The 19,767-nt window shown below is 64.0% G+C and carries 14 protein-coding genes; 1 reads left to right on the top strand and 13 read right to left on the bottom strand.

What is annotated here, in order from left to right:
- Positions 1 to 3 precede the first annotated feature (3 nt).
- A complete protein-coding gene (gene xacF, locus ACSC1P_RS19035; protein ID WP_435361790.1) occupies positions 4 to 1,452 on the bottom strand; it encodes a 2,5-dioxovalerate dehydrogenase in 1,449 nt (482 codons plus the stop codon).
- A 125-nt stretch (positions 1,453 to 1,577) separates the two neighbouring features.
- Positions 1,578 to 3,905, bottom strand: a complete 2,328-nt coding sequence (locus ACSC1P_RS19030; RefSeq protein ID WP_435361789.1) for a glycoside hydrolase family 3 N-terminal domain-containing protein — start codon at positions 3,903 to 3,905, stop codon at positions 1,578 to 1,580.
- Positions 3,906 to 4,070: 165 nt separating this feature from the next.
- Here ACSC1P_RS19030 and ACSC1P_RS19025 point away from each other — a divergent pair, with 165 nt between their 5' ends.
- Positions 4,071 to 4,997: an NAD-dependent epimerase/dehydratase family protein gene (locus ACSC1P_RS19025; protein WP_435361788.1), complete on the top strand. Its 927-nt coding sequence runs from the start codon at positions 4,071 to 4,073 to the stop codon at positions 4,995 to 4,997.
- A 283-nt stretch (positions 4,998 to 5,280) separates the two neighbouring features.
- Here ACSC1P_RS19025 and ACSC1P_RS19020 read toward each other — a convergent pair whose 3' ends face one another.
- The 11 genes from ACSC1P_RS19020 to ACSC1P_RS18970 form a co-directional block, all read right to left on the bottom strand.
- Positions 5,281 to 5,730 carry a universal stress protein gene (locus ACSC1P_RS19020; RefSeq protein ID WP_435361787.1) on the bottom strand — a complete coding sequence of 150 codons (450 nt, stop codon included), beginning with the start codon at positions 5,728 to 5,730 and terminating at the stop codon, positions 5,281 to 5,283.
- Between the two features lie 121 nt (positions 5,731 to 5,851).
- The gene (locus tag ACSC1P_RS19015; protein WP_435361786.1) at positions 5,852 to 7,297 is read right to left on the bottom strand and encodes an MATE family efflux transporter; all 1,446 of its coding nucleotides are present in this window, start codon (positions 7,295 to 7,297) and stop codon (positions 5,852 to 5,854) included.
- A gap of 119 nt (positions 7,298 to 7,416) precedes the next feature.
- The gene (locus ACSC1P_RS19010) at positions 7,417 to 7,761 is read right to left on the bottom strand and encodes a hypothetical protein (protein WP_435361785.1); all 345 of its coding nucleotides are present in this window, start codon (positions 7,759 to 7,761) and stop codon (positions 7,417 to 7,419) included.
- A gap of 111 nt (positions 7,762 to 7,872) precedes the next feature.
- The gene (locus ACSC1P_RS19005; RefSeq protein WP_435361784.1) at positions 7,873 to 10,089 is read right to left on the bottom strand and encodes an ABC transporter ATP-binding protein; all 2,217 of its coding nucleotides are present in this window, start codon (positions 10,087 to 10,089) and stop codon (positions 7,873 to 7,875) included.
- Positions 10,090 to 11,109, bottom strand: coding sequence for an ABC transporter permease (locus ACSC1P_RS19000; protein WP_435361783.1), 1,020 nt, complete (start codon positions 11,107 to 11,109; stop codon positions 10,090 to 10,092).
- A complete protein-coding gene (locus ACSC1P_RS18995) occupies positions 11,099 to 12,097 on the bottom strand; it encodes an ABC transporter permease (protein WP_435361782.1) in 999 nt (332 codons plus the stop codon). The genes ACSC1P_RS19000 and ACSC1P_RS18995 overlap by 11 nt, the downstream gene beginning before the upstream one ends.
- Positions 12,098 to 12,136: 39 nt before the next feature.
- On the bottom strand, positions 12,137 to 13,894 hold the full coding sequence (locus tag ACSC1P_RS18990; protein WP_435361938.1) for an ABC transporter substrate-binding protein: 1,758 nt from the start codon (positions 13,892 to 13,894) through the stop codon (positions 12,137 to 12,139).
- A gap of 228 nt (positions 13,895 to 14,122) precedes the next feature.
- Positions 14,123 to 15,196, bottom strand: coding sequence for a mannonate dehydratase (locus ACSC1P_RS18985; protein WP_435361781.1), 1,074 nt, complete (start codon positions 15,194 to 15,196; stop codon positions 14,123 to 14,125).
- A gap of 72 nt (positions 15,197 to 15,268) precedes the next feature.
- The gene (locus tag ACSC1P_RS18980; RefSeq protein ID WP_435361780.1) at positions 15,269 to 16,030 is read right to left on the bottom strand and encodes an IclR family transcriptional regulator; all 762 of its coding nucleotides are present in this window, start codon (positions 16,028 to 16,030) and stop codon (positions 15,269 to 15,271) included.
- A gap of 168 nt (positions 16,031 to 16,198) precedes the next feature.
- The gene (gene gfo6, locus ACSC1P_RS18975; RefSeq protein ID WP_435361779.1) at positions 16,199 to 17,290 is read right to left on the bottom strand and encodes a D-xylose 1-dehydrogenase Gfo6; all 1,092 of its coding nucleotides are present in this window, start codon (positions 17,288 to 17,290) and stop codon (positions 16,199 to 16,201) included.
- Positions 17,291 to 17,537: 247 nt separating this feature from the next.
- Complete coding sequence (locus ACSC1P_RS18970; RefSeq protein ID WP_435361778.1) at positions 17,538 to 19,766, bottom strand: glycoside hydrolase family 3 N-terminal domain-containing protein; 2,229 nt, start codon at positions 19,764 to 19,766, stop codon at positions 17,538 to 17,540.
- Position 19,767: the final 1 nt, after the last annotated feature.

The following is a 19,767-nucleotide window of genomic DNA, read 5'->3' as shown; positions in this document are numbered from 1 at the left end:
CGTTCAGAAGTTGTCGTAGACGGTCCGTTCGATGGTGTAGAAGTCGATACCGGCGTCGCCCTGCTCGCGCCAGGTCTCGCTGGAAGATTGCTTGAAGCCGCCGAAGGGGACGTGCAGCTCCAGTCCGGTCGTCTTCGCGTTAATCTTCGAGACGCCCGCCTCGACCTCGCGGACGAAGCGTTCGGCTTCGCTGTGGTCGTTCGTGACGATACTGGCCGACAGCCCGTACTGGGAGTCGTTCGCAGAGTCGAGGGCGTCGTCGAAATCACTCGCTTCGAGGACGGCGAGGACCGGCCCGAACACCTCTTCTTGCGCGATGCGGTAGTCACGCTCAACGCCGGAGAAGACGGTTGGTTCGACGTAGTAGCCGTCGCCCAATTGGTCACCCGCGGGTAGGCCGCCGCCGGTTTCGAGGGTCGCGCCTTCCGCTTCGGCGACTTCGATGTAGTCGAGCGTGCCTTCCAGTTCGGACTCGCTGACCTGCGGTCCCATGTCGTACTCGTCCCCGGGACCGACCTCGATGTCCTCCGCACGGTCGACGACGGCCTCGACGAACTCGTCGTAGAGCGACTCGTGGACGATGGCGCGGGAACAGGCGGTACAGGCCTGGCCCGTCACACCGAACGCGCCAGCCGCGACGATGTCGGCTGCTTCGTCTACGTCGGCGCTCTCTGCGACGACCGTCGGGTTCTTCCCGCCGAGTTCGGTCTGGACGCGCTTGCCGTCGTCCGTGGCCTTCTCGTAGACCATGTGGCCGACCTGCCCACTCCCGGTGAACGAGACGGCGTCGACCTCGTCGTGGGTGACGATAGCGTCGCCGACCGTACTCCCCGGGCCGGTGACGATGTTCCCGACACCGTCCGGGAGGCCGGCCTCGTCGAGTGCTTCGAGCAGGGCGATGGCGACCCCTGGCGCTTCGGAGGCGGGGTTGATGACGAACGTGTTCCCGGTCGCCAGTGCCGGGGCCATCTTCCACGCCGGGATGGCGATGGGGTAGTTCCACGGCGTGACGAGCGCAGCGACACCGACTGGCTCGTTCACTGTGTAGAGGTTCGTTCCCGGCGAACTGGCGGACTTCACTGCCCCGCCGAGGTCACGGGTCTTCTCCGCGTAGTAGTAGAAGATGTCTATCGCACGCTGGACCTCGCCGCCGGCTTCGGCGTGTGTCTTCCCCTCCTCGCGCGTTAGCAGTTCGGTCAGTTCGTCTTTTCGCGCATCGAGATTCCCGGCGGCCTCGCGGAGGATGGCCCCACGCTGGGGTGCCGGTGTGGTCGCCCACTCGTCCTGTGCCGCGGCCGCGGCTTCGACGGCCTCGCCCGCGTCGCTCGCGTCCGATTTCTGGTACTCGGCGACGACTTCGTCCGGTGCCGCCGGGTCGGTACACTCGAATACGTCGCCGGTCGACGCGTCGGTCCACTCTCCGTTCACGTAGTTCTGGGACAGTTGGCTCACGTTCGTGGTGTCTCACTATACGTAGGAGATTCTTACGGTCTCGTCAATCGAGTTGCCTTGACGACCGGCGAGAACCAGCGACCCAGTGCCACGAAAAACAGAACGAGCGAGTCCGAGGAATTTCGTTACTGTTCGACGCTCGTCTCCGCGAAGTAGGTCCGACCGGTTCGCGGAACGGCCTTCGAATCGGCCACGTCGACGGTCGCGGTCTCGGTGATGTCCGCCGACGAGTGGCCGACACGTAGCTCGTACGGCCCTTCGTGGACCGTGAGCGTCATCGACTGGTCGTGGTAGGCCAGTTGGGTGGCGTCGACCTCGAACGATACCTGCGCGGACTCACCCGGGCCGAGCGAGACGCGCTCGAACCCTATCAGTTCCTGCACCGGGCGGGCCTGGTCCGGAGACTCGGCGTGGACGTACAACTGAACCACGTCGCTGCCAGCTCGCTTTCCGGTGTTCGTCACCGTCACGCTCGCGGTGACCGACCCGGCCGGTTCGAGCGTCTCGCTCGACACCGTCATCCCGGAGTGCTCGTAGTCGGTGTAGCTCAGGCCGTGACCGAAGGGGTACAGTGGCGTGCTCTCGGTGTAGACGTGTTCTTTGCTCGCCGTGTTGGGCCGCCGGTTGTAGTGGACCGGCAATTGCCCGACCGACCGTGCGAACGACACTGGCAGGTGTCCACTCGGGTTGTAGTCGCCGAACAGTACGTCGGCGATGGCGGTGCCGCCCTCTTCGCCTGGGAGCCACGCCTGCACGATGGCCGGGGCATGCTCTGCTTCCCAGGTCAGCGAGTGTGGCTTCCCGCTGACTACCACGACGACGAGGGGCGTCCCCGTCTCGTGAAGTTCCTGCAGGAATTCGTGCTGGCGACCGGGCAGACCGAGGTCGGTCACGTCGGAGCCTTCGCCACTCGTCGGGAGCGCCGGATTGTCGACGTCCTTCTCGTCAACGTCGGAGAAGTCGACGGCCGAGCGCGCGCCGACGAACGCCAGCGTCACGTCCGAGCCAGCGGCTGCCTCGGTTGCCGCGTCGAACCCGTCCGTACGCGGTCCCGAGGTCGTACAGCCCTCCTCGTACACCACGTCGAACGCCTCGCCCGCGCGGTCTCGAATCGCGTCGAGGGGCGTCGTCGCATCGACAGTGACCTCTTCCGAAGGGTAGTGTGCCGGATACGCGTAGTCGCCCATCATCTCCTGTACGTCGTCTGCCTTCGGCCCGACGACGGCGAGAGAGTCCACGTCGTCGAGCGGCAGGAGGTCGTCTTCGTTCTTCATCAGGACGATGGATTCTCGCGCTGCGCGCTCGGTGAGTTCGGTCGCCGCGTCCGTGTGGAAGGCGGCCGATGCCGCGTCTGCGTCGACGGTCGGGCTGTCGACGACACCCTTTCGGAACTTCATCCGGAGGACCCGCCTGACCGCGGCGTCGACCGTCTCCTCGGACAGTTCGCCGTTCTCGACGGCGGTCACGAGATGGTCTCCGTAGCAGTCGGTGTAGGGAAGTTCCACGTCGATACCGGCTTCGAGTGCCTTCACGCCGGATTCACGGGCACCGTCGGAGACGCCGTGTTCCGCCTGCAGGAAGTCGATGCTGTAGTAGTCAGAGACGACCGTCCCATCGAAGCCCAACTCCCCGCGCAGGACATCGGTCAGGAGCCACTCAGAACTCGCACACGGGATGCCGTCGATGTCGTGGTAGGCGTTCATCACCGACTCGGCTCCTGCTTCCTGAATGGCGGCCTCGTAGGGGAACATGTGCGTCTCGCGCAGTTCGCGCCGACCGAGGCTGACCGACGACCGGTTCTTCCCGCCTTCAGTCGCGCCGTGTGCCACGAAGTGCTTCAGCGTCGCCGAGATACCGTCTTCGATGGACTCGCCTTGCAGACCATCCACGTACCCACACGCCATCGCTGCGACGAGGTAGGGGTCCTCGCCGAACGTCTCCTCGACGCGACCCCAGCGCAGGTCACGCGCCACGTCGAGGACCGGCGAGAGCGCGTGTTTGGTGCCGATGGCCTCCATCTCCGAGCGGATCGTCGCCGTGACCTCGGCCAGCAGGTCGGGGTTCCACGTACTCGCCATGCCGATGCCCTGCGGGAACGTGGTTCCCTCGGGGCCCATGTAGCCACTCAGGCACTCCTCGTGGGGGATCGCGGGGACGCCGAGGCGCGTCTCGCCGAGTATCTCCTGTAACTCGTTCGTGATTCGCGCGGCGTCCTCGGGCGCGAGACTGCCCTCGCCGCCCATTCGTGTCAGGTGACCCATCCCGTCGGCGAGGAGCGATTCGGCTGCCGTCCGGTCGAGCTCGCCGTCGTCGTCGAGGACGCGCTCGGCGTTGACTGAGCCCAGTTGCGCCGCCTTCTCGGCGAGTGTCATCCGTGAGAGCAGGTCGTCGATTCGGCGCTCGGTCGGCGCTGATTCGTCTCGATATACCTCGTTCTCGGAACGCTCTTGCATCACTGTCTCCGACTTCATCGTGGTATGCCTTAACGATTCGGTCGCTGGGTGGCGAGACTGGTTCGGCGTCGGTTCGTTCGGTGCTGGGCTGGGCATCCCCGCTGCACCTGCGCGTGGTTTGACGCCATCCGGAGCTTCAAAAGCTGGCCCGCGTAGGAACAACTGATGACCGACAATACACAGGTAATCGCAGTAACCGGTGGCCTCGGCGGCGTCGGCCGCTGGGTCGTCGACCGGTTCGCCAGCGATGGCCACGACGTTGTCTGTATCGACCGCCGACTACCGAGCGACAATGCCGATGCGGAGAACGTCGAATTCTTCGAGGCCGACCTGACCGACGCCGGCGAGACGCTCGACCTGCTCCACGCCGTCGACCCGGACTCGGTGGTCCACCTCGCAGCGATTCCCGACCCGACGATGCACGCCGGCTCTCGCGTCTTCTCGACGAACATTATGGCGACGTACAACGTCCTCGTCGCCGCGGGCAGACTCGGTGCCAGAATCGCGTGGGCGTCGAGCGAGTCGGCCTACGGCTTCCCGTTCGCCGAATCACTCCTGCTTCCCGACTACCTACCCATCGACGAGTCCCACCCGATGCGGCCGGAGGACCCTTACGGCGTCTCGAAGGTCGCCGGCGAGTCGATTGCGCGAATGGTCACACGACGCTACGACGTGCAAGTCGCATCGATTCGGCCGTCGTGGGTCCAGTATCCCGGTGAGTACGAGGTCCAGTCGATTCGTCGGGATTTCGACCTCGACGAGGCCGAACCCGGGAGTGTGATTCCCGGCGTCGGCAACTTCTGGTCGTACATCGACGTGCGCGACCTCGCCGACCTGTTCGTTCGCGCGATTCAGACCGAACTCGACGGCCACGAGGCGTACCTCGCTCACGCCGCAGAGAACTACATGGACGTCGAGACCACGACGCTGGTCGAACTGGTCGCGGACGGGTCGCTCCCCGACCCGGCCGACATCACCGGCGAGCAGTGCGCGTTCACGACCGCGAAAGCTCGCGACGAACTCGGCTGGGAACCAGCGCACAGTTGGCGGACGGCCGAATCTGCGTCCGTCGACGGACCGTCCTTCGACTGACACCGAGGTATCGAAGTCGGATCTCGTGCTGCCGTTTCGGTGAGCGAACACGAAGTAATAAATACAAAAACGTGTATTGCTAACACGGCTCTTGGCAGTGAGCCAGGCCTGTCTGTCGTGCCACAGTACACTGCCCATCAGTCACCACTTGCCCTCGGCGACGCGACGACCCTCGTTCAGTCCCGTAGCGCACGATTGTCGGGTCGTCGCCGCTGGGGTCGCGTCCAACTAGTCCTCAGCGCGATGCGTGTACCGTGAGCCGAGGCAAGGCCCTCGCCGCTATTCACCGCGTCGCGAGCGTCACGTAGCCGTCGAAGTTGAGTGCGACTTGCTGGGCAACGTCGCCGAACAACGCCTTCCCGGTCGGTGACCGCCGCCGACCCAAGACGAAGACGTGGTCGCAGTCTCGCTCCGCAGCGAGGTCCACGACAGAATCAGCGATTTCGTCAGTAGCCCGTGCGACGATGGTGACCTCTACCCCGTCGGGGATGTCGTCAGCAACGAACTCTCGAACGTCGTTCACTGCCCCGTCGAGGACCGAACCGCTCGTGTAGGTAGTGTGCTCGATCTCGCCGATGGATTCGAGTGTCTCGGCGTCTTCTTCGAATTCCGCTTCGCTCATCGTCGTCAGGAGGACGAGGCTCGCGTTCGCTCCGACCGCGTGTTCCACCGCCTCCCGGACCAGCGCCCGGTGTTCGTCCGTCGTGTCGACGAGTACTAATCCTCGTTCCATGTCGGTCGAAGTGGAGTGCGAGGTCAAATAAAGCCATCGCCGGTCGAAACCGTGCTGCTCACGGGTCGAATCGGTTGTTGCGACCAGAACTGTTGTCCCTGTTTCTGACGATGCAGCCCCTTCAGTCGTCTCCTGTGTTCCGGTTTGGCCGGTATCGTCGACTAATCTGCTTCCAGCGCCCCGAACGGAACCGGTAGTAGCTGACCAGCGCGCTCGGGACGCTCTCGCCGAGGAACGAGAGTGCCAGCGCCCACAGCCCGAGTGATGTCGTCGCTGCGAGGTACGTCAGCGGAACGGCGAATCCGAACATGCCGAGCACCTTCCCGAAGAACGGCCAGTTCGTGTCACCGGTCGAATCCAGTGCGCCTTCCAAACTGCTGGTCACTCCCTGCGGAACGATGGCGACACAGGCGGCGTAGACCAGCACGACGGCGACCGGAACTGCTGGGTCGGTCGGGTCGTCGACGAACAGCGTCACGATCTGCTCGGCGAACACCGCGACGATGAGTGCGGCGAGCAGATACGTCGCAGTGGTGAAGTAGGTTATCTCGCGGCTGTACGTCGCCGCGCCCGCTTCGTCGTTCGCACCGAGTGCCCGGCCGACGAGACTGCTCGCGGCGAGGCCGAAGCCCCAGCCCGGCGTGTTCAGCAGTCCCCAGATGCGCCGACAGATGACGTAGCCTGCGACGACGTGCGACCCGAGCAAGCCGACGAACGCGAGTATCGGGAAGCGGGCGACGGTCCAGACGGAACTTCGACCGACGACGGGCAGTCCAATGGCGACGAGGTCGCGTACCGTCTCTCGGTCGACGTACCGCCCACCGAGTCCGACCGTCACTGGGAACTCGCCGACCAGCGGAAGCCGGCCGGTTCCGAAGCCGACAGCGAACGCGACCGTGACGAGGATGCTGGCGACCACGGTTCCGAGCCCGGCACCGACGACACCCATGTCGAGCCAGAACAGGAGATAGGCGTTGAGGACGACGTTCACGACTGCGCCGGCGGACCGAACCACCATCGGGGTCCACGCGTCGTCGACACCGATGAGGGCTCGACTCCCGACCTGGTTCAGAATGGCGAAGGGGACCGCGAGCGCGACGACTTCGAGGTAGGCTGCGCCGTACTCGATGGCGACGGGGTCGTCGGTCAGCAGTGCGACGAGCGCGCCCGGAACCGCCAGAAAGAGGCCGGTCACTGGGAGGCCGATGACGGTCACGAGGAACGCACTCGACCGGACGACCTGCCCGAGTTCGTCGAATCGTTCCGCACCGTAGCGCTGCGAGACGAGCGCGATAGTGCCTGCGGCCATCCCGCCCCCGATGGCGAACGTCATGCCCCAGTAGGGGCCAGCGAAGCCCATCCCGGCGATGGCGGTCGGCCCCACGGCGACGCCGACCATCGCCACGTCGACGACGCTCTGGGACATCCGCGCGAGCCCGGTCACGATGCGTGGCCACGCCAGGTCGGTCGTCTCTCGGGCACGCTCCGGTGCGACGAGGTTCAGCCGGACGAGGAGTCCCCCGATGACACTGAGCACCCAGCGTACGGGATTCAATCCTGTAACCACACGTTGCACATCGGTAGCGGGCCAAGCAGAATAAGTGTTCGTTCGCGGGCAAGTCGTCGCTGCTAGACCACGTCGGCTACATCGTCCGTGTTGGCCGATTGCGACCCGCTGGAAGACGCTCAGCTACTCCCCTGCTGTTCGATGATGTCGACGAGTTTGTTGGCGAACTCGACTGTCCGCGTGGGGAGGCCGTACCGGTCGGTACTCATGTCGTAGTTCCGGAGCTCGGAGACCATCTCCGCCGTGTGTGGGAGCGTCGTCACCGTCTCGCGTACGTCTATCTCGTGTCGACCCTCGTCCGTGTCGAGCCACGGCTGTTTGCGCTGCTTCTCGTCGTACTCGATGGTGTACGTCTCACCGCCGACCGCGTCGACCACGTCGTCGACAGTCCCGACTTCTACCCGGTCGCCGTCGGCGACCAGAAAGAGCGTGCCATCCTCGCATTCTGGCTCGTACCGTTTCATGACGCAGGTGTTCAGCCGCTCCCGTATTAATTCCGTTGTTGACCTCCGCTGTCACGTCGACTTACGTGGCTCGCGGAGCGACAATCCCGCAAAGAAGGAGACAGCCCAGACTCAGTGGACCTGTTCTGAGTTCGCTTCGGCACCGTCGAGGGGTTCGCTGTCCCAGTACTCGTGGTCTGGGTCCTCGCGGAAGCACGCTGCTTTCCCATCTGCATCGCCCACGGCGCGTAGCTCCGGCTTCTGGCGCGTACACGCCTCGCGGGCGACGGGACAGCGCGTGTGGAACCGACAGCCAGACGGCGGATTGACCGGGTCCGGCACGTCGATCTCTCTGATGGGCGGGTCCTCGGCCTCCATCGCGTCGAGGTCTAAGTCCGGCGTCGCCCACCGGAGGACTTCCGTGTACGGATGACGCGGGTCGTGGATGAGCCGGTCGGCCGTACCGATTTCGACGATTTCGCCGAGGTACATCACCGCGATGCGGCCGTCGCCGTGTTCGGCGAAGTAGCGCGCGTTCGAGAGGTCGTGACTGATGAACAGGAACGACGTGTCGAACTCAGACTGGAGTTCGAGCATCAGGTCCATGATGCCGATACGCAGCGACACGTCGACCGCGCTTATCGCCTCGTCGGCGAGGATGGCGTTCGGGTCCATCAACAACGCTCGCGCGAGGGCGACGCGCTGCTTCTCGCCGCCGGAGAGCTGGTGCGGATACCGGTCGAGGAAGTCCCCCGGCGGCGTCATCCCCACGCGCTCGATGAGCGAGTGGATGCGCGCTCGGCGCTCGTTCGCACTGATGTTCGGGTGCGTGTGCCGGAGCGGTTCCGACAGGATGTCCACGATGCGCCGATTGGGGTTGAGCGCGCTCCCGGGGTCTTGGTGGATTATCTGGAGCGACTGGCGTATCTTGTCGTACGGAATGTCGCCGTCGCCGGCTCTCGCCTCCCAGATGTCGGTCCCCTTGTACCGAATCGAGCCGCCGGTCGGCTGCTGGAGCCCGATCATCGTCTTTCCGAGTGTCGTCTTCCCACAGCCGCTCTCGCCCAGGAGACAGACGAGGTCCTGTTCGTCGATGTCGAGCGAGATGCCGTCGACTGCGCGGACTACGTCCGGCTCTTCGGTGAACTTCTGGACGAGACCTTGCTCCTTCTCGAAGTGGACCTCCACGTCGTCGAGCGAGAGAAGCGGCGTCTCGCTCGTCGACTCGTGGGACCAGCCAGTCGTCGATGCTGCCCTGTCGGCCGAATTGCCGGCGTCGAACTGCGCCGCCGACTTTCCGAAGTTGAGCGGAATCTCTTCGCGGGCCCGGTCTCGGTGGTGACAGGCAGAGCGGTGGCGGCCACCGCTGCCCTCGACGGCCGAGAACGGCGGGTCGTCGGTTTGGCACTCCTCCGTCGCCAGCTGACACCGCGGGTGGTACCGGCAGCCAGAGGGGACGTTCACTGGCGCCGGTCCTTCGCCCTCGATGGGCTGCATCTCCGAAAGCGGCGCGTCGAGATTCGGTGTCGCGTTCAGTAACTCTCGCGTGTACGGATGCGCGGCGTTCCCGATAATCTCGTCTCGCGGCCCCATTTCGGCGAACTCGAACGCGTAGATGATGGCCATGCGGTCGGCCAGCGACGCGACCAGCGGCAGGTCGTGCGTGATGAAGATGATGGTGAGGTCGTACTCCGACTGCAGGTCGTCGAGCAACTGCAGGATGGACCGCTGCATGAGCAAGTCGAGCGCGGCCGTCGGCTCGTCCATCACGAGCACCTCGGGGTCGAGCACCATGCTCAGTGCGATGAGCGCGCGCTGTTGCATCCCACCGGAGAGTTCGTGCGGGTACGAATCCAGCACACGCTCCGGTTCGAGGTAGAGGTTTTCGAGTAGTTCTCGGGCGAACGTCATCCCGTCAGAGACGTTCTTGTCGTGGGTCTTGAGCGTCTCTTTGAAGTGCGCCCCGATTTTCATCGTCGGGTTGAACGACGACATCGCGCCCTGGAACACTATCGAGATTTCCTCCCAGCGAAACTGACGAAGCTCTTCGTCACTCAGTTCCAGCACGTCGACGGTCTGGCCCTGTTCCGGGTGGTACAGAATCTGGCCGATGAGTCGGCCCGGGTCGGGAATCGCGTCGAGCAGCGCCGAGGCGAACATCGACTTGCCGCTCCCGCTCTCGCCGACGATGCCGAGGACCTCTCGTCGCTCTATCTCGACGTTCACGTCTTCGAGGACGTACGTCTCGCCTTCGCTGTAGGTGACGTTCGTGTTCGTAATCTCGAGTATCGGGTCGTTGCCCGCGCTGTGCATGGCCGTCTGGTCGGTTGGTGGCGTCTCCGTGGACATCTATAGCATCCCCGTGTTGGTCGAACTGCTCTCTTCGTCGACGGACTCTGACTCGGACTCGCCGGTGAGCCGGGTCCGAACCCGTGGGTTGAATATCCGGTCCATCCCCTGGCTCACCAGAATCAGGCCGAACGACAGCCCGACGATGGCGATTATCGGGACGAGCAGCCAGTGCAGCGACGTGGTCGTGAACAGGCCGCCCTGATAGTACGCGTTGTTCAGCGTGACGCCCCAGTTCTGGCCGGTGTAGGGCAACACGCCGATGAAGTACAGGCCGACGGACGCGAAGATGGTGTAGCGCGCGGCGAGCACGAAGTTCACCATCACGTACGGCATGATGTTCGGCAGGATGTCCTTGCGGATGATACGTGACGTACTGGTCCCCATCGTCCGTGAGGCCTCGACGTAGCTCTTCTCCCGTATCGAGAGGACCTGTGACCGAATCGACCGGCCGAGTCCTGCCCAGTAGTTGATGGTGAGAACCACGCCGAGGAGGAGCGGATTCTCGGGATTGAGGGTCAGCGCCAGCACGATGACGAGCGGGAGGCCCGGAATCGCCATGAAGAAGTCCGAGATGGACATGATGACTGCGTCGACCGTGCCGCCCTTGTAGCCGGCGACGGTGCCGACGAGGATGGCGACACTGGTCGCCCAGACTCCGCCCGCAAGCACCATCAGCAGGATGAAGGGGGTGGAGTCGATGATGAGCGCGAGTAGGTCGACGCCAGACGGGGTCGTCCCGAGCGGGAAGGTCCAGTTCTGGAACGGCTTGAGCAGCCGCGGGGCCTGGTTCGGACTTGGGTTTCGCCACAGCCCCAGAATCTCGACGAGCGCCAGCACGCCGTAGAAACTCAGGATGAGCAGGCCGAGGCGCGTCCGCGTGTCGGACCACGCGACGAGTGCCGGCTCGTAGACCAGCCGCTCGAACTTCTCCTGCAGTCGGTCACGGCGACTCATCGTCGCCGCAGAGGCACCGGACCGCCAGTCGATGTCGTCGGATGTCGTGTCCTCAGTAGCCATCGGAATCACCTGCACTGATGCGCGGGTCGATGAGGCTGTAGGTCAAGTCGGCGATGAACACGCCGAGGACGAGCGTCACCGTGATGACGAGGAAACAGCCCATCATCAGCGGATAGTCGTTGGCGTTGACCGCAGCGATGAGGTAGTCGCCGAGCCCGGGGTAGGAGAATATCTCCTCGAGGACGACCGTCCCGCCGAGGCGGAACCCGATGAGTAGCAACAGGCCGGTGTACATCGGCAGGATGGCGTTCCTCGCGACGTACCTGGTGGCGATGCGGGTGTCAGAGAGCCCCCGGAGTCGGGCGACCTCGACGTACTCTTCACCGAGAATCTGTATCCCGTTGCCCCGCATGTTGAGCGCGGTCGACCCGATGCCACCGATGGTGAACGCCGCGATTGGCAACACGGCGTGTTCGAGGACGCTCACGTAGTAATCCAGCCCGACCGTCGGCGTGAGTCCTCTCGCGTGTGCGCCACCGGTCGGAAACCAGGTGTTCTGGAAGGCGAGGACGAACAGCAGGATGACGGCGAAGATGTAGTACGGCACCGACATCAGGAAGATAGATCCGCCGGAAACGAACTTATCGAACCGCGAGCCTTCCCAGTACGCCTGAATCGCACCGATGAACACACCGATGACGAACATCAACACGGTGGAGGTCACGACGAGGAACACCGTCCACGGCACCGCCTGCGCCAGCACTTCCACGACGGGTTTGTTGAGCGAAATCGACTCGCCGAGGTCGAGCTGGAGGACGCCAGCCATGTAGTCGAAATACTGGACGTAGAGGGGAGCGTCAGGTCGGATGTTCTGAAGTGCCTCGATGCGTGCGTTGACCTGCTCGACGGGGACGCCCTGGCGGATGAGCTGAATGCGAAGTTGCGTGAACGGGCCGCCCGGGAGGAGTCGAATCAGCCCGAAGGAAAGCGTCACGACTGCGAGTATCGTCAGCGGGATTCTCGCTGCCCGTCTGAGATAATAGTTCATTTTTATTGTATGGTAACGGTGGGTGCCCTGGTACTTGGATTATCCGGTGTACTGCAGTTCGCCTTCGTGGGGCCACCAGAACTGGGGCCACTTGACGCGGCGGTTGGGACTGCCCTCGCCGGCCACGGACCACTGGTCGTCCGTCATCCAGGACTGCTCGAACTTCGAGACCAGCCCGAGGAACGGGAGTTCGATGTGGTTGTGCCAGGCGGCCTGCTGGACGAACTCTCTCGCGGATTCGTCGTCGGGCTGTCGTGCGATTTGCTTCGTGACTTCGAGCGGGTTGATGGTCATCTCGCCGCCGTCGCGGCCGGGGATGGTCTGTTCGGAATCGGCCTTCTCGCGGTAGCCGTGGCCGCCACCGATGTCGGTCGCCCACAGCTGGTAGTACAGTGGGAAGTACGGGAACGCAGAGCGCGAGCCACCGGGGAGCCAGTAGAAGCTGCCCATCTTGAAGTTGCTCCCGGAGTACTGGCCGAACCAGTCGTTGGTTGGCTTCGTCGTGACCGAGAAGTCGAAGCCGAAGTCGTTCAGTTGACTCACGACGGTCTGGGTCATCGTCGTCCAGTCGGTCCAGCCGGCAGGTGAGTAGTAGTTCCCGCCGATGGTGTTCCCGCTGCCGTCCTTCCAGTTCCCGCCCGACTTGGAGAAGCCGGCGTCTTCGAGTAACTGGGTCGCCTTGTCGGTCTGTTTCGCCTTCGGGCCGTACGTCTCGAAGTCGTCGTACCAGTCACCCAGCCAGGTCTCCTGGTCCTTGGGTGCGATGCCACAGGGAATCGGCGCGGTGAACTTCGTCCGCGGGCCCGCATTGTCGACGAGCGACTGTCGGTTGATGACGTGGGCGACTGCCTGTCTGACTGCTCGCTTGCCGAAGACGGGGTCGTTGTGGTTGAAGACGATACCGTAGCCCCACTTCGCCGGGATGTTGACCTCGACGACGTTGTCCGGGAACTGCTTCGCGATCTCCGGCGGCGTGAACAGACTCGTCGCCGCGTCCACCTTCGACCCGGAGATGAGTGCCTGATGCTGGGCGGTGTTGCCACCGTAGCTCTCGATGAGGTACGTGCTGAAGTTGACGTTGTCGGCGTTGTAGAACTCGGGATTGCGCTCGAACTCGAACGCCTGTTGGTCCTTACTCACGAACGAGAACATTCCGCTGGCGACCGGGTCCTCGTACGCCCACTGCAGGAACTCTTCTTCCGGCTTGTCGAGCCACTCTTCGTGCGTCTCCTTTTTCGTGTCGACGAAGAAGTTCGTGAGTTCGAATTTGATTATCTGCGGGTTCGTCTTCCCGGAGAGTTGCAGTTTGGCCGTGTGTTCGTCGACGATTTCGTAGCCATCGAGATAGCCCCAGAGCGAACTCCCCGTCTTCTTCGCCAGTTCGAGTTGGACTTCGAGGTCCTCGGTGGTCCAGTCGTCGCCGTCGTCCCACTTCAGGTCGTCACGGAACGTGAGTGTGGCTTCTTGCTCGTTCACCTGCAAGTCGTCGAGTGCCCCCAGCAGGAACTCGCTCTCGTTGAACGAGTACTTGAGGAAGGGGGCGAAGACGGCCCTACCGGGTGGCCAGGCGAAGTTCTGGCTGGCGGATGAGTTGAAGTGCAGGTCGACGGGATTGCCGGTGTACGCGTTGACGAAAGTCGCGTTCTGCACGTTTCCGCCACCACCGCCGCCACCGCCGCCACCGTCGCCACCACCGCCACCGCCGTCGCCGTTACCGTTTCCATCGTTGTTTCCCCCGTTACCACTGGAACAGCCCGCAAGCGCTGCGAGTCCGGACGCTCCAGCGGCTGCGAGCATTTTTCGGCGACTGAGTACGTCACCGTAGCCGTTCCGACCGCTATCAGATGCCATAACATGGAACCCATTGTCATAGCAGAATATAAATATTATGGATAATGGGATAGATATCTCGATGTGAGGGCTGTCGACAGGGGTCGCTGTCCGGCTGCGATTCAGCCAATCCTGACCGTCGAAACCCGGTATCGGGACCACTGTGCGGCCGTCATCGACTCGACTGGGGTCGTGTTACCTCGTCCGGACGGCGTCGACGACGCCGCGGAGATACCCCACGGTGAACCCACGTGCGCGGTGTCGCCAGTCGTCGTCGCCGACCATCTTCGGGACGTGGTCCGGGATGACGACACCGTCGAAGCCGACCTCGTGGAGCGTCTCGACCGCCCCGACCGTATCGAAGTTCCCCTCGTCGACGAACGTCTCGTTGAACTTTGGAACCGTGCCGACGACGTCGCGAAAGTGGACGAACACGATTTGGTCGCGAGCACCGAATCGGCGCAGCACCTCGGTGACGTCCTCGCCCATCTGAGAGAAACACCCGAGGCAGAGCTTCAGTCCGTGGTTGTCGCTGGGAACGGCCTCCATCGCCCGCTCGAAATTCTCGACGTTCCGGAACAGTCGGGGGATGCCACCCAGTGACTCCAGCACCGGCGGGTCGACGGGATGGAGCGCGAGATCGACCCCTGCCGCTTCGGCGACCGGGAGGACTTCGCGGAGGAAGCCCTCGTAGTGCTCCCAGAACTCAACTTCGGTGTACGCACGGTCCAGGCCGGGCGCGAGGCCGTGAGGGTCGTCGATTTCGTCGAAGTCGAACGCGGTTCCTTCCGCACCGCCACGGAGTTCGACTGGCGAGGTCCGCATCGGGACGACGCCACGTGGGTTCCACTGGTAGCCCAATATCGGGATATCCGCATCGCCGAGGTTGCGAATCAGCGTCGTTATCTGTGCCAGTACGTCTTCCGCGCCGTCGCGGCCGAACATGATGTCGCCGTAGAGTGAGTAGGGCAGCGACTGGATGCCGGTGAGGGTGAGTCCCTGTGCTTCGACTCGCTCGCGAGCTGCGACTAACTCGTCGACGGTCGGAATCGAGTCCCGACCGACTGCGAGTGTGTCGGTCCCGTCCCGGTCGTTGAAGTCGTCCGGTTCCTCCTCGGTGTCGGCGTGGTCGACGAACACGTCTGTCGCCCCGAGTTGTCTGATGTACTGGAGCCGTTCCGTCGAGAGTGACCGGGTTCGAACTCCGACGCGAACGGCGGCCGCACTGTCGGCGGCCTGCTGAGCCGCAGGCTCGTGTCTGCCACACATACTACTGGATTCAGACTGAACCGACAAAGTGTCTCGGGTGACGCGGGACTGTCGCGAGCGGCCGAAGACGACTCAGGAGTAGTTGTGTTCGAGTTCGATGACGTTCGCCGTCGCCAGTGCCGCGTCCGGGAGTTCACCCTCGAACCGCTCGTCGCTGACTCGGTGTGCGGGACAGGAGACGCTGACCGCGGCGATGCTGCGGTCCTGTCCGTCGGTTATCGGCGCAGCGATACAGCGAAGCCCGGTGAGTCGCTCCTCGCTGTCGGTCGCGTAGTTCCGGTCGCGAACACGGTCGAGTTCGTCGAAGAACTCGTCGTGGTCGGTTATCGTGTGTTCGGTCACCTGTGGGAGGCCGTACTCGTCGATGTACGCTTCGACTTCCTCGCGCGGGCGGAAGGCGAGTATCGCTTTGCCGAGGGCGGTGCAGTGCAGACTGACTTGCTTGCCCTCGTAGGTGTCGAGTTGGACCGCGTTGTCGCCCTTCGCTTGGTGGAGGTAGATGCCGACGCCGTTCTTCTCCACCATGAGGTTGACCAGTTCGCCAGTCTCGTGGGCCAGTTTCTCGACCTCCGGTCTGGCCGTCTGGTAGATCCGCGTGCGATTGCGAGCGTACGCCCCGAGGCCGAGGAAGGCGAGACCGATGTCGTATTGGTCGCCCTCTTGGACGACGTAGTCGCGGTTCGCCAGCGTCCGAAGCTGGTTGTGCACCGCGCTCTTGCCGATGTCGACGCGAGCGGCGACCTCGGAGACCGTCGCGCCGTTGAGTTCCTGGAGCACCTCCAGGACGTCCAGCGCCCGGTCGACCGAGCGGACGGGGTGTTTCGGTTCGGTCATACCCCACGGTAGTGGTAGTGAAACTAATAATTTGTTCTGCACTGCTTACCCGAATTCTGTGTCGCGCTGTCATCACCGACCAGCACCGGATTCGTCGCCGGTAGTTGAACGACCAGTACCCAACTCGAACTCGCTGACGAGAGAAAATCAGTCGCAAAACGCCTGCCTTCAGTGCTGCCTCGCCGAGATATCGACGGTCTCTCCAGATTCGCCCGCTTCGTACACGGCCGCCATCGCGGCCATGTCGACGAGCGCGTGTTCCCCGTCGGGATGCGGTGCTTCGTCGCTGAGCAGACAGTCGGCGAAGTAGTCGAACTCTTCTTCCATCTGGTCGATGGGCGGCACCTGGACGTCGACTACGGATTCCCCAGACAAGACGGTCATCGAGCGCGTCTGGTCCGGGTAAAACACGGGTTCGAGCGTGATTTCGCCCTCAGTGCCGAGGACTTTGAAGTGACTCGCCCGCTGTGCGTTCTGGCTCGCGGTACAACTCACGACGGTGTCGTCGTCGAAGACGAGTTCGAAGCTGGCGTGTTCGTCCGGCACGTCTTCGAAGCCCGCAGACTCGGCCCGCAGTCGCGCCCGCGCCGAAACCGGGTCGGCGTCGAGCACGAACCGTGCCGTGTTGAGTGGGTAGATGCCGAGGTCCATCACGGTCGCCCCGTAGCCCGTGAGGTCCGGGTCCAGCCGCCACTGGTCCGGATTCGGGATGACGTCGAGGAGCGGCTGCGACATGTGTCCTTGCACCTGCACGGGGTCGCCGATGTGCCCGGCCTCGATAATCTCGCGGGTCCGGCGGACGGCCGGGTCGGTCTGCATCCGATAGGCGACCATCAGTGGCGTGTCCGTCTCGACACAGCAGTCGACGAGTCGTTCGGCCCGCTCGACCGTCGCTTCCACCGGTTTCTCACAGAGCACGGGTTTGCCGAACTCCGCAGCAGCTTCGACGTAGGGGAGGTGGAGCGCGTTCGGGGTGACGATGTAGATGGCGTCGTAGGCGTCCTGTGCCTCGCCTGCGAGGAACTCGTCGTAGGTGAGCGCGTGCGTGACCTCGTCGTGGTCGTCTGCGACGCCTGCTGCCTTCTCCTTCGACCCGCTCACGACGACGGCGCTCTCACAGAACGTCGACGCCGAAATCGCTGGTATCGCCTCCTCGATGGTCCACCAGCCGAGGCCGATGAGTGCGAACCGAACGGTTCCCTCGCTGGCGCGCTGCCAGTCACGGCGTGAAAATTCGTCTATCGGTAGCTCGAACGTCATACACGCTGGTGTGTTCGGCATCTACAAATAGTCTCGTGCTGCCACGGTTTTCGCGGTTCGACTCGGCAGCAGGGCGTCGCCAGAGTTTCGACGACTGTCGTATAAAGGTACAAGTCCTGTCGAACCGTGTTTGCTGATGAATGCAAACGCCTTGCCCCAACTGCGAGAGCCACATCGAACGGTCACGCCACGGGAGCGTCGTCTGTGCGAACTGCGGCTACGCACCACGACACGGTGCGGACTGACGCTACTCGTTGGACCGAATCGTGACCGTGGTTTCGTCGTCGTCGACGAACACGTGATACGCACCGGCTTCGACGACGTGACCGTCCGGTGGTCGGTAGTAGCCGAACGCCGACACCGGTATCGACAGCGTCTGTGCGACCGTTTCACCCGGGTCGAGTTCGACGCGGTCGAAGCCGACCAGCGTCCGTTCGGGTCTGACTCGCTGACTCGTCTCCGGGCGAGCGTACACCTGAATCGTCTCGGTCCCGGCTCTGTCCCCGACGTTCGAGATGGTCACCGTCACGTCGACCGTCTCGTCATCGCTGACCTCGTCACGCCCGACCGTCACTTGCTCGTACTCGAATTCGGTGTAACTCAGGCCGTGGCCGAAGGGGAACAGTGGGTCGTACGAGTCCGGGTGTTCGTCGTCGCCGATGGGCGTCGGATGCGCGAGGTGGTCGTGATGTTGCGGGCTATCGCCCATCGAGCGCGGAATCGAGATGGGCAGTCTTCCGCTCGGGTCGTTCTCTCCGAGGAGCGTCTCCGCGACGACCTGTCCGCCCTCGCTCCCGGGATAGTACGCCATGAGCAGCGCCGGTACGTGATCGGCCATCCAGTCGACGATGAGCGGGCGGCCGGTGACGAGGACGCCGACGACTGGCGTGCCGGTTTCGTGGACGCGCTCGACGAGTTCGCGCTGTGCCGCCGAGAGCCGAAGTTCCGAGCGCATGGGCCACTCGCCCGTCTCGACGCCCGCCTGCACCGACGGCCCGAACTCGTGCAAGTACCAGCCTTCGCCGAGTGCGAGTACCGCCACGTCCGCCGCTGCTGCTTTTTCTACTGCGGCATCGATGTCCAGCGACTCGTTCAGTGACGTCCCCTGTTCGTAGGAGAGTGTGCCGTCGAGTCGCTTCTCTAGTGCTGCCCGAACCGTCTGGCCCGGTACCCCCTCCGCGTCGTCGACGCTCCAACCGCCGAGTTGGTGGACGAGGTCGTCCGCGTTCGGGCCGCCGAGGAACACGTCTTCGTCGCCCGAGAGCGGGAGGATGCCGTCGTTCTGGAGCAACGTCATGGACTCGCTGGCAGTCCGCTTGGCCGCCTCGCGGTGGTCCACACAGCCGAGCGTCTCTCGTGCGGTGTCGAGGTCGACGAACGGGTCTTCGAACAGCCCGAGGTCGAACTTCAGTCGGAGGACCCGACGGACGCTCTCGTCGAGCGTCGCTTCGTCGAGGTCGCCCGATTCCACGAGGTCGACGAGGTGTTCGGCTGCGTCGACGTGCCCGACCGACTCGATATCCAGTCCAGCGGCGCGCGACTGGCGGATGCCGTCGCGACGGTCGGCTGCAGTACGGTGGTCCTCGTCGAGGTGCCTGACACCACCCCAGTCGGAGACGACGTGGCCCTCGAACCCGAGTTCGTCGCGGAGCAGGCCGTCGAGATACGTCGCCGAGCCGTGGACCGCCTCACCGTTTATCGAGTTGTACGAGGGCATGACTGACTCGACGCCAGCGTCGAGTGCTGCCTCGAAGGGGCCGAGGAAGACGTTCCGCAATTTGTACTCCGAAACGTCGACTGGTGACGCGTCCTCGCCGCGTTCCGGTTCGCTGTAGGCCGGGAAGTGCTTCGCCGTCGCGACGACCGCCTCAGGGTCGCCGAGGCCGTCGCCCTGATAGCCACGCACTTTCGCACTGGCCATCGCCGCACAGAGCCGTGGACTCTCGCCGAACGTCTCGAAGACGCGCCCCCAGCGCGGGTCGCGGCCCACGTCGCACGTCGGCGAGTAGTTCTGGTGGGCTCCGACGCGTCGTGTCTCCGTCGCCGTGATGGCGGCAGCCTCCTCGACGAGGGCAGGGTCCCACGTCGCCGCAGCGCCCAACCCGTTCGGAAAGACTGTCGCACCAGCGACGTACGCGTTGCCGTGGACCGCATCGACATTGAGCAGGAGGGGTATCCCGAGTCGCGTCTCCTCGGTGGCGAACTGCTGGAGTTCGGTCGCCGCCTCGACTGCGGCGTCGAGGTCACGAGCGAACGCCCCACCCCAGCCGAATGGCGCCGCGACGCCGAGATGATGCTCTCGAATCGCTCGCTTCACGTCGTCGAGGTCGTTCTCCACGCCGAGTTTCCCGCCCCAGGTTCCGACGACCTGCCCCACCTTCTCCGCCGTGGTCATTCGGTCGAGCAGGTCGTCGACCCGTTGCGCTGTCGTCGATTCCGGTCGCTGGTACTCTGCGACTGCTGAGTCAGACGCCATA

The organism is Haloarchaeobius caseinilyticus (assembly GCF_051207395.1).
In the GTDB taxonomy this organism is placed as follows: domain Archaea; phylum Halobacteriota; class Halobacteria; order Halobacteriales; family Natrialbaceae; genus Haloarchaeobius.
Note: the sequence above shows the minus strand (reverse complement) of the source record. Positions and strands in the feature narration are given on the sequence as shown.